Origin of the sequence: Streptomyces sp. NPDC002838 (assembly GCF_040295365.1) — a bacterium.
Lineage (GTDB): Bacteria > Actinomycetota > Actinomycetes > Streptomycetales > Streptomycetaceae > Streptomyces.
Genome location: NZ_JBEOVF010000007.1, coordinates 152,239 through 165,975, shown reverse-complemented (window position 1 = coordinate 165,975; position 13,737 = coordinate 152,239). Strand labels below are relative to the sequence as shown.

Sequence of the window (13,737 nt, the reverse complement as noted above, 5' to 3'; positions counted from 1 at the left end):
CCTAGTACCGTGGGAGGCGATTGGTGACACCACGCTCGACTGTGTCATCATCTGGACGCACCACTCGCGCTCGCGCGGGCGGCTGTGCTGGAGGCGTCGCCTAGTCCGGTCTATGGCGCCGCACTGCTAATGCGGTTTGGGACTTAAATCCCATCGAGGGTTCAAATCCCTCCGCCTCCGCGCCCGATCACGAAGCCCCGGTCCAACAGGCCGGGGCTTCGTCGTTCACGCACCTGTCCACGCACCCGCCCACAGGGCCGTTTCCGCAGGTCACAAGGGGTACGGCAAACGGATTTCACATGGCGGCGGCAGTCATGTAATGTTCTTCCTGTCGCCGCGAGCGGGCCAGAAGGACCGGGACCGGCAGGAAAAACAAGCACTCGTAGCTTAACGGATAGAGCATCTGACTACGGATCAGAAGGTTGCAGGTTCGAATCCTGCCGAGTGCGCACAGGTGAGAGGCCCCGGAGAGATCCGGGGCCTTTCGCGTCACCTGTTCGGGTGCAGTACGACCTTGGTGTAGCCCTCGACGCGCTTGTCGAACTTCTCGTACGCCGACGGTGCCTCGTCGAGTGACAGCTCGTGCGAGACGACGAAGCTGGGCCGTGCGCGGCCCTCGATGATCATCTCGCGCAGTTGCCGGTTGTAGCGCTTCACGTTGCACTGGCCGGTGCCCAGGCGCAGTCCCTTTTCGAAGAGCCTGCCGATGGCCACCAGCAGCATGCCCTGTTTGGCCTGCTCGTCCGGCCCGCCGGGGTCGGACGGAACGTACAGGCCCGGAATGCCGAGCGCTCCGGTCGGCCGTACCGTCTCGACGAGCGAGTTCAGAACGGTCGCCGGCTCCTCACGGTCCTCGCCGCGTGCCTGGGCCTGGTAGCCCACCGCGTCGATGCCCTTGTCGGTGCCCTCTCCCTCCGTCTGGTCCTTGATCTGCTCCACCGGATTGCCGTCGGCGAAGTTGACCGGGATCGCGCCGATCTCCTCGGCCTTCTGCAGCCGCTCGGCCACCCGGTCGACGACGAACACCTTCCTGGCGCCGCGCAGCAGCGCGGAGTAGGCGGCCATCAGGCCGACCGGCCCGCCGCCGTACACCGCGACGCTTTCGCCGGGACGGACGTCGGCCAGTTCGTTGCCGTGGTAGCCCGTCGGGAAGATGTCGGCGAGCAGAACGAAGTCGCTCTCGTTGGCATCGCCCTCCGGGAGCTTCAGACAGTTGAAGTCGGCGTACGGCACCCGTACGTACTCGGCCTGGCCTCCGCTGAACGGCCCCATCGCGACGTAGCCGTACGCACCGCCCGCGAACCCGGGGTTCACGGTCACGCAGAAGCCCGTGAAGCCGGCCGTGCAGTTCTTGCAGAACCCGCAGGCGACGTTGAAGGGCATGACCACCCGGTCGCCCCGCTTGAGCGACGAGACCCCGTCCCCGGTCTCCTCGATGATTCCGAGGTTCTCGTGGCCGAAGACGATGCCGGGCTCGGCTGCGGTGCGGCCCTCGTACATGTGCAGGTCGGAACCGCAGATCGCCGTGGACGTCACGCGGACGATCACGTCGTTCGGGTGCTGGAGCCCAGGGGCCTCCACTTGTTCGACCGCGACTTCGAACGGTCCCTTGTAGACGACGGCCTTCATGCCTACGCACCTCCGCACGGTAGTGCTGCTTTCGTGCCCTCGTGTTTTCGTGCTCTATCTCATGCTCCGCCCGTTGTGCGCCATCGGACAAGTTGGCTATTGTCATCACATATTTGCCGTGCGGAAGCGAGAGTAAGCGAACAGTGATGCGACGCCTCGGGACCCTGCTCGTCCCCGTGTCCGGGCTGTCCGGCACCACCTACCCGCCCGGCACCACCGTGTCGATCAGCGGCCGGGGGTCGGCGGTCGACGGTTTCGTCAACGGAGACTGGCTTCCCCTTGCCTGGTGGGAGTTCTCCGAGGGTCGTGGCGAGGACGCTCCCGAAGCCTGACCGGCCGGCCCTCCACCTCCGGGCGCCGGGCCCCGGCCCACCCGATCGGACCGCCTGCGGATGCCGCCCGCGTCCGCGCCGCCGACGATCTGAACATGCCGGAACCCACATCTAAGGCACGTCTCGTCGGTGAACTCTCGGCCGAGTTCGCCGGCACCATGATCCTCCTCCTCTTCGGATGCGGTGTCGTCGCGCAGGTCGTCGCGGGTGGTGCGCTCACCGACGGTGGCCTGGGCGACCACGACAGCATCGCGTGGGGCTGGGGCCTCGGCGTCGTCTTCGGCGTCTACGTGGCGGCGCGGGTCAGCGGCGCCCACATCAACCCCGCGGTCACCCTCGCGCTCGCGGCCTTCAAGGGCTTCGCGTGGAGCAAGGTCCTGCCGTACATGCTGGCCCAGACGGCGGGCGCGTTCGTGGCTGCCCTGCTGGTGCGCTGGAACTACAGCGAGGTGCTGGCGAGGGCCGACCCCGGGCACACCGACAAGACGGAGATCGTCTTCTCCACCCTGCCGGGCAACGGCACTCTCCCGATCAGCCAGCTGGGGGCCTTCCGCGACCAGATCATCGGCACCGCCCTGCTGGTGCTGCTGGTCTTCGCGGTCACCGACCTGCTGAACACGCCGCCGGGCGCGAACATGGCCCCGTTCGTCATCGGCCTGATCGTCGTCGTCATCGGCATGGCCTGGGGAACCAACGCCGGCTACGCGATCAACCCGGCCCGTGATTTCGGCCCCAGGCTGGCGGCGTTCCTCACGGGCTACGGAGGCGCTTGGCGTGATCAGTACGGCGACCTCTACTTCTGGGTGCCGATCGCCGGACCCCTGATCGGCGGCCTGGTCGGGGCGTTGGTCTACCGCCTGTTGATCAGCCCACACCTGCCGGTCACCGAGCAGGAACCCGGCCGGGTGCCCGCGCCGGACAAGTGAGAGGGACGGACGGCCATGCCCGAATTCGTCGGTGCGGTGGACCAAGGCACCACCAGCACCCGCTTCATGATCTTCGACCACGACGGCAACGAGGTGGCACGCCACCAGCTCGAACACGAGCAGATCTTCCCCCGCTCCGGCTGGGTCGAGCACGACCCCGTGGAGATCTGGGAACGTACGAACTCCACGATGCAGAACGCCATCCGCCAGGGCGACCTGTCCGCCGCCGACCTCGTGGCCATCGGGATCACCAACCAGCGGGAGACCACGGTCATCTGGGACCCCACCACCGGTCAGCCCCACTACAACGCGATCGTCTGGCAGGACACCCGCACCGACTCGATCGCCGCGGCGCTGGAGCGGGAGCACGGCGACCTCATCCGGCGCAAGACGGGGCTGCCACCGGCGACGTACTTCTCCGGCGGCAAGATCAAGTGGATCCTGGACAACGTAGACGGGGTCCGGGAGGCCGCCGAGGACGGCCGGGCCGTCTTCGGGAACACCGACGCCTGGGTGCTGTGGAACCTCACCGGCGGTCCTAACGGCGGCATCCACGCCACGGACGTCACCAACGCCAGCCGCACCATGCTGATGAACCTGGAGACCCTCGACTGGGACGACGAGCTGCTCGACATCTTCGGCATCCCGCGCGCCATGCTCCCGGCCGTCAACCCGTCCTCGCACCCGGAGGCGTTCGGGACCACCCGCACCACCCGTCCGCTGCGCACCGCCGTACCCATCACCGGCGTCCTCGGGGACCAGCAGGCGGCCACGGTCGGCCAGGTCTGCTTCCGCCCGGGCGAGGCGAAGAACACCTACGGCACCGGCAACTTCCTGGTCCTCAACACGGGCACGGAGATCGTCCGGTCCAGGACCGGCCTGCTGACCACGCTGGCCTACCAGTTCGGGGACGCCCCGGCGGTGTACGCGCTGGAGGGGTCCATGGCGGTCACCGGGTCCGCCGTGCAGTGGCTGCGCGACCAGATGCGGATCATCTCCTCCTCCGCCGAGGTCGAGACACTGGCCCGGCAGGTGGAGGACAGCGGCGGCATCTACTTCGTACCGGCGTTCTCCGGACTGTTCGCGCCCTACTGGCGCTCCGACGCCCGGGGCGCGATCGTCGGTCTCGCCAGGTTCCACACCAACGCGCATCTCGCCAGGGCGACCCTGGAGGCCATCTGCTACCAGAGCCGCGACGTGGCCGAGGCGATGGAGCAGGACTCCGGGGTGAGACTCGATGTGCTGCGGGTGGACGGCGGCGTCACCGCCAACGACCTGTGCATGCAGATCCAGGCCGACGTCCTCGGCGTACCGGTCAGCCGTCCGGTCGTCGCCGAGACCACCGCGCTCGGCGCCGCCTACGCGGCGGGGCTCGCCACCGGCTTCTGGGAGAGCACCGACGAGCTCCGGCTGCACTGGCACGAGTCGAAGCGGTGGGAGCCGCAGTGGAGCGACGAGCAGCGGGAGAAGGGCTACGCGGGCTGGAAGAAGGCCGTGCAACGCAGCCTCGACTGGGTCGAGGTCGAGTAGAGGTACGTACGCCGGGCGCCCGCGTGTTCCCGGTGCGCACAGGCCAGGGGCCCCGGGAGATCCGGGGCCCCTGGCGTGTCAGTCGGCGCTTGCGGGCCCTGTCAGGGCTTCCACCAGGCGGCCGACGCGTCGCGCAGGGTGTTGGTGCCGCAGTGCACCTCGCCCATGCCGAGGTGGTAGTACCAGCCGTCGATGTAGGAGACCTTCAGGCCGGCCCGCGTGTAGGCGGCGGTGACCGCGTTGGTGAAGATGTCCTTGCCGCCGATGACGGGGCCCCACTGCCGCGGGGCGAGGTAGCGGTCGCGGGTGAGCATGATGCCGTTGACGGCGCCGGGGATGTAGGCGGCGGTCTCGACGGTCGGCTCGGCCGGCGCGGCGGAGGCGTCGCGGTTCCGGGCGAGGAAGCTCTGCTGGCCGTACTCCTCGGCCGCCTGTGGTGCCACGGTGCCGCCGAGGCGGCTCAGCGTCGGCGTGCGGGTGCCGCTCCGCTCGTCCTCGGTGCCGCGGGTGTAGAGGGACGGGACCCGCACGATCTCGGCGTCGGTGATGCCTGTCTCCCGCTTGAGGAGCTCCACGTTGGCCGCGATGCGCTTGGCCGCCATGGTGTTGTCGGCCACCAGGTATCGCGAGGCGAGGGCCTGGTCGATGGTCTCCTTCGGAACCGCGCCCGCGGAGGCGGGGACGGAGAACACCTTGGTCTTGCCGTGGCCGTCCCGCTGGGCGTCGCGCAGCAGGTTCAGTCCGGCCTCGGGGTCGGCGACGCCGAGCCGCCAGCCGCGCGGGGTGTCGGCGGGCAGGAACTGCACGAACTCGTCGACGTGTCCGACGTACAGCCAGGAGGTGTCCAGCAGCAGCGGGTCCTGCAGGCCCTGGGACTTCAGCAGCGTGCGTATCTCCTGCGACGGGCGCACCTTGCTGTCCTTGCGCTCGCCCATGATGACGCGGCCGGCGGGGAACGACCGGCCGCCCAGCGCGTACGGCGGGATGGTCTCCAGGTTGCCCATGGAGTTCAGCGTCTCCCAGCCCTTCATGTCCGGGCCCTTCGCCTGTACGACGCCGATGTTCGGGCCGCGCAGCTTCTCGTACAGTTCCCGGCCCGCTTCCCGGTCCTGGGCGGAGCGCAGCATCACGCGCATCACCTGACGGTGACCGCCGGGGCCGGTCATGCTGACGTAGGCCGGCTCGACGAAGTCCTGGGCCCAGACGTCCTGGTACTTGGTGAGCGTCACCAGCGGCTTGGTGATGCCGGCCTGCCGGACCTCTTTCGCCAGGTCCTTGACGAAGGTCTGCTGCATCTTCGCGCCGGGGTCGTTGCCGGGCAGCTTGGTGACCATCAGCTGCTGCGCCTGCTGGAGGTGGTGGTGGGTCAGCAGCGGGGCGACGCGCAGGGTGAGGGAGTCGGAGGTGCTGCCGGCGGCGGAGGTCACCGTCAGCCGGATCACCGTACGGCCGTCCCACTTCCGGCTGTCCCGGATGACGTCCTTGGCCTCGACGCCGAACTCCACGCCGGAGCGCAGCTCCTTGGCCGTCAGCCGGGTGCCGGCGGTGACCGGCGTCCACGCGCCGGACCGCTTGAGGAAGACCCGGGTCTGCGCGGCTCCTGTGGTGACCTTGATGCTGCCCTTGGCGTCGGACGGCACGTTCTTCATCGGCACCGAGCGCACACGTGCCAGGTCGGCGGCGTCGGCGGTGCCGTTGACCTTCGTGTCGAGGGCGTCGTTGCAGGCGGCCAGTTTGGCGTCGGGGAGCGGTCTCCCGCCGGGCCCTGTGGCCTTGCAACGCCTGCTGTCGTCGTCGATGTTGGGCAGGAAGAGCGCGCCTCGCCCGATGGACCAGCTGTCCTCTCCGGACGTGTCGGAGTTACCGGTGACGTCGACCCGCCCGTCACGGTTGACGTCCGACCTCAGGTCGACGCGGAGCGGCTCCGCCGCCTGCGCCAGGGATGTGGGCGCCAGAACCGCCCCTGTGGCTGTGAGGGCGAGCACCAGCCGTCCAGCATGACTTGTTCGCACTGCAAGTCCTTTCCTCCCGCGGGGGTGTCGCTGTGAGAGAAGCGGAACGGGAGGGAGGAGTTGCCTGCGTGGACGAAAACTGTTCTCGAGGCCGAGACGGGCCTGAGGGAGGGGGCGAAGGCCGGCCGTTCGGTGGTTGAGAAGATGGTGAGGAAGTGGTAAGGGGGCGGAGTCCGGGGGAAGTTGGCGCATACCGAGGCGTGCTCGGTCCCTACTGGCTCGGTGTGCACGAAGCCGTTGTCACCGAGGCGATCGCTCCCGACCCTTCGGAGATCGCCTGGGGGCTGGGTCACTGAGCGCGAGCTGCACGAGCCTTTCGACGACGGACGTTCGTACCCGATGGCGTCGAAGCCCTGAAGCGTTACCTGGCTCGGCCGACTCCAGCGCCGACGCAGGGGACTCGCGTTCCGTAGAATGCCGCCCATGGGCGTTTCCTGAGCAGACCGGCACGACACGGTCCACCGTTCCCCGCCCGGCCGGCGCCGGGCGTTCGCGCGTGCGTGGTCGCACGTCCGCGTGCTCACTCAGGAGTCAGCCACCATCATGTCCTCTCGCTCCGCCTGCCCCGCCCTGGACGACCGCATCGCCCGGTTGCGGGAGCTCGCCCAGTCCGAATTTCGGCTCGAAGGCGTCCTGCTCTACGGTTCCTGGACGCTCGGCGAGGCCGACGCCCACTCCGACATCGAGGCGTACCTCTACGTCCAGGATGAGTACGTCGACGACTTCGACGGGCCGGCGTTCCTGGAACAACTGGCCCCGCTCGAGCTGGCGTACACCAACATGCACGGCATCCTCGCCGTCGTCTTCGACGACCTCATGCGGGGGGAGTTCCACATCACCGCAGCGGGGCCCGGCATCGACGAAGTCCCCGCCTGGGAAGGGATGGTGCACCTGCCCCGGCCCGAGAGCGCCGTCCTGCTGGACCGCACCGGCCGCCTGACCCGGGCCGCCCGTCACCTGGCCGCGTTCCGGCCGCCCGAGCCCGCCACCACCGCGCAGCAGCTCACCCACGAGCTGGCCAACTGGACCCTCATGCTCGCCCATGTCCTGGCCCGCGGCGAAGTGGCCCGTGCCCACGCCGTGCTGCACATCGTCATCGCGCCCCTGCAACTTCAGCTCTGCCGCCTGCTGCGGGACAGCACCGCCCACTGGCTGACCCCCAGCCGGGCGCTGGAACAGGATCTGCCCGCCGCCGATCGGGCGCGGTACACCGCGACCACCTCCGCCGCCCTGCCACAGGAGCTGCGGGCGGCGGCGCGCAGCAGTTGGCGTTGGAGCCGGGAGATGAGCACCGAGGCCGCCGAGCGGTGGGGCATTCGCGTGCCGCGCTCGCTGTATGAGCGGATCGGCGAACTGCTGGCGGCAAATCGCTGAGCAGGCGCGGTTACGGGCGTGTCCCGCCAGCACCGAATGGGCAACCCCTCATCCGGCAAACGCCCCAGCCCTCACAAACGGAGTGTTCCAGTCGCTCGTCGCCCGCTGCGGTGCGGGTGCCTCGGTACTGCGGCCGCCCGCGAAGACGAACAGACGCAGCACCAGGAAGCGGCCTGTGCCGGCCAGTCCGGACGCGGTGAGGTAGACCGCCTGCTCCCGGAGCAGGCCGGGCGACGACTGCACCGCGTGCAGGAGGAACATCGCGGCGCACGTCACCAGGTACGCGGCCGTTGCCGAGCCGGCGGACTGAAGGTGTCGGCGCAGGCCGGCCCGGCGGCCCGTGCCGAAGGTGAACAGGGCGTGCAGCTCGGTGCACAGGAGGGTGGAGACGACCGTGATCAGCGCGTTCGCCACCGGCCAGGGCATCGCCGTCGCCACCAGTGGTACGGCGGCGCTGGAGAGGACGCCGACACCGCCGCCGCAGACCACGAAACGGACGAAGGAGGAGAGGGGACCCGGAGCCGACTGAGGCTTCGACGGGAGCGGCGACTCCATGGCGGTTTCCTTCCGGACTGGGCGTGAACCTCTGGACCAACTGGGCCAGTTGAACCCTGCGGGGCTTCAACGGGGCTTCAGTGGAGCTTCATCCGGGATCAGTCGGGATCAGGCGGGATCAGCTGGCGTCAACGATGCCGTCGCCGGCCTGCGGGAACGATGGAGTGACCTACCGAACCTGTGGTAGGGCTGGCTCCACCATGCCGGGTGGGGTCGCGCCGGGGCCGGGTCGAATCAGCTGCCCTCGGCGTCCTTCGCGTCCTCGACGCGGAGTTCCTCGATGTAGCCGTGGGCCAGGGTGGTCGTGCGGGCGAACCAGTCGGCGAGGACGGCGATCTCATCGGGGGAGTAGTCGGCGAAGACGGCGTTCAGGCGCGCGTAGTACGGCTCGTAGAGGGCGTGGACGCGGGCCACCGCGGCCGGGACTGCGGCCACGCGGACACGGCGGCGGTCCTTGGGGTCGGGGACACGGGTGACGTAGCCCCCGCGTTCCAGCCGGTTGAGGATGCCCGTCACCGCGCCCGTCGTGACGTGCGCGTGCTCGGCGAGGTCGCCGGCCGTGAGCAGGTTCTCGCCGGCCTTGAGGACGCAGGCGAAGCAGAGGAGGTCGGTGACGGTCAGGCCCAGCCGCTGGGCCATCTCCTGCTGGCCGAGCAGGTGGGCCGCGACCAGGGAGTCCATCGCGGACAGCGCCTGGGCCGGAGTGGCGGCGGGGCGCGGCTTGGGGTGCATCCGGATTTCCGATTCCCTTAGTACGTGAGAGATTTATGAGCTAAATTTCTTAGGCTGTGAGATACCCGTACGAGAGGGAGGCGGGCACGTGAGCGCACACCAGTATGACGAGGGGCACACGGTCGCAGGATGGACCGGTTTCGGGATCACGACCGTCGGGACGGCGGTGCTGGGGCTGGGGGTGTGCATGGTGTCGGCACCTGTGGTGGTCGGCGGACTCGGGATCGTGGCGGTGAGCGTCCTCGTCACCTGGGCGCTGCACCTCACCGGCTGGGGCAAGCCGCCGGGGATCCGGCCCAGGGAGCAGTGGGGGATGCGGGTGCGCGACACGGCGGCCCGCGCGGGGCATCCCGGGTGTGTCGGGTGCCGGCTGGCGGGGCGGGGGGTGCGGCGTACGGCCGCTGCGGCCGAGGTCGTTCCCACGGCCGCCGCCGAACCGGCGCCCGCTGCCGCCACGCCTCGGAGCCGAACCGCGCAAAATTGGCTCTGACCTGCGCGGACCCGCCATTGTCAGTGCCGCCCCCTACTCTCAGGAGCGATGGCACAGGCATGGAAGTGCTCGGGGCTGCGGTGGGCGGCGGACGGTCCCGTGCTGACGTGGGACGGGGGTCGGCGCAGTGCGCTGACCTGGGGGAAGCAGGTGGCCTTCGGGGTCGCGGAAGGGGGCGTACGGACATGCGTGGGAGCGCGGGGACATGCGTGCCCGGTACGGGCGGCGGTGCCGGGGCGGAGTACGGGGGCGCGGTGCGAGGAGTGCGCGCGGCTGGACCGGGCGCACTCCGTGGCCGCCGACACGATCGCCGACGACCCCCGGCCGTACCGCGTCTACCTGGCGTGGTTCGGACCCGGGATGGTCAAGGCCGGCATCACCGCCGAAGAACGGGGCGCCGCACGGCTGCTTGAACAGGGCGCCGTCTGCTTCAGCTGGCTGGGCACCGGACCGCTGATGACGGCCCGGCGCACCGAGGAATTCCTGCGCGCCGCCCTCGGCGTACCGGATCGGATTCCGTACGGCGAGAAGCGGGCGGTGCGCAGCGCCTTGCCGGCGTCGGAGGCGGAACGGGCGGCTGAGATCGCGGAGTTGCACGCGCGGGCGGTGGCGCACGGGGGCCGGCCGGAGTCGCTCGCCCCCGCGCCCTTCCAACCGGTCGACCACGTCCGGGTGTTCGGGCTCGGGGACGTGCCCGACGCCGTCGGGGAGGTGAGCGAACTCGTCGCCGGTGGCGCGGTGAGCGGTCGGTTGGTGGCGGCCGCGGGGCCGGATCTGCATCTGGAGACGGGGGCCGGGGTGGTGGTGCTCGACTCGCGGTTGATGACGGGGTGGGAGCTGGTTCCCACCGGGGGTGACACTGGGAGCGGTGAAGTGACCGTTCCGGTGCGGGAGTTCAAGAAGACGATGACTGTGCAGGACGGTCTGTTCTGAGCGTGGGTGGGAGGAATGTGAAGGAACGCGGCCGGAGTTGCCTACTGATCAGTCGTGTTCTAGGCATGGCGATCTAGGGCGTTCACAGGGAACGCATCACCGAGAGGACGGCCTCCGCCTCATGAAACCCCCCACAACTTCCCGCGCCGGAAAGCGACTGCGCCCCGCGCTCGCCGTCGTCGCCGCCGCAGCAGGGCTCGCCTCGGTACTCCCGCTGGCCGGTACCGCGAGTGCCGCGCCGTCGTTCGGCGATCACCCGCAGTTCGGCGGCTACGCGCACCGCACGGTCACCACGGCCGACGGCCGGACGTTCGACCTGCGACTGGCCGCCGACAAGACCTTCCTGCCGGCCTCCGGCGGCACGATCAAGGTCAAGGGCGCTGGATACAACCGCGCGCAGGGCATCTTCCTCGCCTTCTGCGCGATACCCGAAGGTGTCCACGCCGGCGACCCCAAGACGTACAAGTCCCTGCCCGGCCCCTGTCTGCCCGGCCGGGAGACCAAGGACGGCTCGTCGCGCTGGATCACCGACACCGGCACGGGCACGCCCGAGATCACCTTCCCCTACAAGGAGGGCGGCAAGTTCCGCACGACGCTGGAGAACCTCCGGCCCGAGATCAAGGACGGGGTCGTCTGTGACGTGACCGTGCGCTGCGCGATCGTCACCCGCGCGGACTTCACGGCCACCAACGAGCGGCTGTACGACCAGTACATCCCGGTGCACTTCGCGCCCGCCGCCGACGGCGACAGGTAAGAAGCACCCAGAAGTACCCCAGGGGTTTCCTGAGAGCCCCCTGTGTGTTTCTCAGGAAAATCACAGAGACACGAAAGGGTGTTCTCAGGGGGCCCCGACAAGGTGTCCAGCATGACCACGACCTCGCCCCAAGGGCGCACCGAACTGCTGAGGCCGGACGGGAGCCCCGTCCGAGTGCTTGTGGTGGACGACGAGTTGTCGATCACCGAACTGCTGTCCATGGCCCTGCGCTATGAGGGATGGCAGATCCGGAGCGCGGGTGACGGACAGGGCGCTGTCCAGACCGCGCGTGAGTTCCGGCCCGACGCGGTCGTCCTGGACATGATGCTGCCCGACATGGACGGGCTGGCCGTGCTGGGACGGCTGCGGCGCGATCTGCCCGACGTGCCGGTGCTGTTCCTGACGGCCAAGGACGCCGTCGAGGACCGTATCGCCGGGCTCACCGCCGGTGGCGACGACTACGTCACCAAGCCGTTCAGCCTCGAGGAGGTCGTCGCCCGGCTGCGCGGACTCATCCGCCGCTCCGGTGCCGCCGACCGCCGCTCCGACTCCGTCCTCGTCGTCGGCGACCTCATGCTCGACGAGGACAGCCACGAGGTCTCGCGCGGCGGGGAGAACATCCACCTCACCGCCACCGAGTTCGAGCTGCTGCGCTTCCTGATGCGCAATCCGCGGCGCGTGCTCAGCAAGGCGCAGATCCTCGACCGTGTGTGGTCGTACGACTTCGGCGGTCAGGCCAATGTGGTCGAGCTCTACATCTCGTACCTGCGCCGGAAGATCGACGCGGGGCGGGAGCCGATGATCCACACCCGCCGCGGCGCCGGTTATCTGATCAAGCCCGCGGTGTCATGAGCGGACGACGACGGCCGCGTCCGCAGAAGAAGCGAGCGGGTCAGCCGCGCACCCTGCGGACACGGCTCGTCGTCGCGTCCGTGGTGCTGATCGCCGTGGTGTGTGCGGTGATCGGGACGGTGACGACGCTGGCGCTGCGGTCGCATCTGTACGAGCAGTTGGACGGCCAGGTCGACGATGCCGGCAAGCGGTTGTCGGCGCTGCCCTTCAAGCCCGGGGGCGGGAACAACTCCTCGGCGCCGGAGGAGGGCCGGCTCGAGGGCTTTGTCACCAAGGGGCCCACGCAGGTGGACTCCGTCGCCGCCGAGGTCGGCACCGGCGGCACGGTCACCAGGGCGGTCATCGCCGAGCAGCAGTCTGACGACAGCGGCGGCTTCCTCAACGGCATGCAGGCCACCGACCTCAGCGACGCCGTGAAGGACGTGCTCGCCGACGTACCCACCACCGGTACGCACACCATGACCCTCCCCGGTCTCGGCGAGTACCGCGTGACGTACGTCGCCGGGCCCGAGGGCAACTACTACGTCGCCCTGCCCACCGAGTCGGTCACCGGCACCATCAACACCCTCATCCTCGTGGAGCTCAGCGTCACCGCCGCCGGCCTCGTCGCCGCCGGTATCGCCGGGTACGTCCTCGTCGGCGTCGCCACCCGCCCCCTGCGCAAGGTCGCCGCCACCGCCACCCGCGTCTCCGAACTCCCCCTCCACACCGGCGAGGTCAACCTCAGCGAACGCGTCCCCGAGTCCGAGACCGACCCGCACACCGAGGTCGGCCAGGTCGGTGCCGCGCTCAACCGGATGCTGGACCACGTCCACGACGCCCTGCACGCCCGCCAGCAGAGCGAGACGCGGGTACGGCAGTTCGTCGCCGACGCCAGCCATGAGCTGCGTACTCCCCTGGCCTCCATCCGCGGGTACGCCGAGCTCACCAGACGCGGCAGAGAGCAGGTCGGGCCGGACACCCGGCACGCGCTCGGCCGGATCGAGTCCGAGGCCGGGCGGATGACCCTCCTCGTCGAGGACCTGCTGCTGCTCGCGCGCCTGGACGCCGGACGGCCGCTGCAGTTCGAGCAGACCGACCTCGTACCCCTCGTCGTGGACACCATCAGCGACGCGCGCGCGGCCGGACCCGACCACAACTGGCGCCTCGACCTGCCCGACGAACCGGCCCTGGTGTCGGCGGACGCCGCACGCCTGCAACAGGTGCTGGTCAACCTGCTGGCCAACGCCCGGACGCACACCCCACCGGGTACGACCGTCACCGCGCGCGTCGAGCGGCGCGGGCCGATGCTGTGCGTGGACGTCGAGGACGACGGCCAGGGCATCCCGGCCGAGCTGCTGCCGCGCGTCTTCGAACGGTTCGCGCGCGGCGACTCCTCGCGCTCCCGCGCCTCCGGATCGACCGGTCTGGGCCTCGCCATCGTGCAGGCCGTGGCGACCGCGCACAGCGGCGCGGTGACCGTGGACAGCGTTCCCGGGCGCACCGTGTTCACCGTTCACCTGCCCGCGCCGGCCCCGGTGACGCCCCGTCCGGCGCCCGAAACGAACTGGCAATCGCACTCACAGGCACAGCACAGCGCCACCATATGGGTGCGACAGGGGGCTTGAGTTGAGTCGGT

13 protein-coding genes and 2 tRNA genes are annotated in these 13,737 nt (G+C 69.8%); 11 read left to right on the top strand and 4 right to left on the bottom strand.

The window, feature by feature from the left end:
* Positions 1-89 precede the first annotated feature (89 nt).
* Positions 90-180, top strand: a tRNA-Ser gene (locus tag ABT063_RS12320).
* Positions 181-376: 196 nt separating this feature from the next.
* Positions 377-449: transfer RNA gene (locus tag ABT063_RS12315), tRNA-Arg, on the top strand.
* A 40-nt stretch (positions 450-489) separates the two neighbouring features.
* On the opposite strand, the gene ABT063_RS12310 is transcribed toward ABT063_RS12315, so the two are convergent.
* Positions 490-1,629, bottom strand: coding sequence for a glutathione-independent formaldehyde dehydrogenase (locus ABT063_RS12310; RefSeq protein WP_351057193.1), 1,140 nt, complete (start codon positions 1,627-1,629; stop codon positions 490-492).
* 146 nt (positions 1,630-1,775) lie between these two features.
* Between ABT063_RS12310 and ABT063_RS12305 the strand changes: the two genes are divergently transcribed.
* The 3 genes from ABT063_RS12305 (at position 1,776) to glpK (ending at position 4,417) form a co-directional block, all read left to right on the top strand.
* Positions 1,776-1,961 carry a hypothetical protein gene (locus ABT063_RS12305; RefSeq protein WP_351057192.1) on the top strand — a complete coding sequence of 62 codons (186 nt, stop codon included), beginning with the start codon at positions 1,776-1,778 and terminating at the stop codon, positions 1,959-1,961.
* Positions 1,962-2,056: 95 nt separating this feature from the next.
* Positions 2,057-2,887: an MIP/aquaporin family protein gene (locus ABT063_RS12300; protein WP_351057191.1), complete on the top strand. Its 831-nt coding sequence runs from the start codon at positions 2,057-2,059 to the stop codon at positions 2,885-2,887.
* Positions 2,888-2,902: 15 nt separating this feature from the next.
* The gene (gene glpK, locus ABT063_RS12295) at positions 2,903-4,417 is read left to right on the top strand and encodes a glycerol kinase GlpK (RefSeq protein WP_351057190.1); all 1,515 of its coding nucleotides are present in this window, start codon (positions 2,903-2,905) and stop codon (positions 4,415-4,417) included.
* A gap of 101 nt (positions 4,418-4,518) precedes the next feature.
* Here the strand turns inward: glpK and ABT063_RS12290 are convergent, their stop codons facing one another.
* Positions 4,519-6,429, bottom strand: a complete 1,911-nt coding sequence (locus ABT063_RS12290; protein WP_351057189.1) for a protein-arginine deiminase domain-containing protein — start codon at positions 6,427-6,429, stop codon at positions 4,519-4,521.
* A gap of 543 nt (positions 6,430-6,972) precedes the next feature.
* Here ABT063_RS12290 and ABT063_RS12285 point away from each other — a divergent pair.
* Complete coding sequence (locus ABT063_RS12285) at positions 6,973-7,803, top strand: nucleotidyltransferase domain-containing protein (protein ID WP_351057188.1); 831 nt, start codon at positions 6,973-6,975, stop codon at positions 7,801-7,803.
* A gap of 48 nt (positions 7,804-7,851) precedes the next feature.
* Here ABT063_RS12285 and ABT063_RS12280 read toward each other — a convergent pair whose 3' ends face one another.
* Complete coding sequence (locus ABT063_RS12280; RefSeq protein ID WP_351057187.1) at positions 7,852-8,358, bottom strand: GtrA domain-containing protein; 507 nt, start codon at positions 8,356-8,358, stop codon at positions 7,852-7,854.
* 234 nt (positions 8,359-8,592) lie between these two features.
* Positions 8,593-9,090, bottom strand: a complete 498-nt coding sequence (locus ABT063_RS12275; protein WP_351057186.1) for a MarR family winged helix-turn-helix transcriptional regulator — start codon at positions 9,088-9,090, stop codon at positions 8,593-8,595.
* 88 nt (positions 9,091-9,178) lie between these two features.
* Between ABT063_RS12275 and ABT063_RS12270 the strand changes: the two genes are divergently transcribed.
* The 5 genes from ABT063_RS12270 (at position 9,179) to ABT063_RS12250 (ending at position 13,726) form a co-directional block, all read left to right on the top strand.
* Entirely contained in the window at positions 9,179-9,580 is a 402-nt protein-coding gene (locus ABT063_RS12270) for an HGxxPAAW family protein (RefSeq protein WP_351057185.1), read from the top strand.
* A 48-nt stretch (positions 9,581-9,628) separates the two neighbouring features.
* Positions 9,629-10,513 carry a DUF2797 domain-containing protein gene (locus tag ABT063_RS12265; protein ID WP_351057184.1) on the top strand — a complete coding sequence of 295 codons (885 nt, stop codon included), beginning with the start codon at positions 9,629-9,631 and terminating at the stop codon, positions 10,511-10,513.
* A gap of 121 nt (positions 10,514-10,634) precedes the next feature.
* On the top strand, positions 10,635-11,267 hold the full coding sequence (locus tag ABT063_RS12260) for a hypothetical protein (protein ID WP_351057183.1): 633 nt from the start codon (positions 10,635-10,637) through the stop codon (positions 11,265-11,267).
* A 111-nt stretch (positions 11,268-11,378) separates the two neighbouring features.
* Positions 11,379-12,119: a response regulator transcription factor gene (locus ABT063_RS12255; RefSeq protein ID WP_351057182.1), complete on the top strand. Its 741-nt coding sequence runs from the start codon at positions 11,379-11,381 to the stop codon at positions 12,117-12,119.
* Entirely contained in the window at positions 12,116-13,726 is a 1,611-nt protein-coding gene (locus ABT063_RS12250; RefSeq protein WP_351057181.1) for a sensor histidine kinase, read from the top strand. Before ABT063_RS12255 ends, ABT063_RS12250 begins: the two co-directional genes overlap by 4 nt.
* The last annotated feature ends 11 nt before the right edge of the window (positions 13,727-13,737 follow it).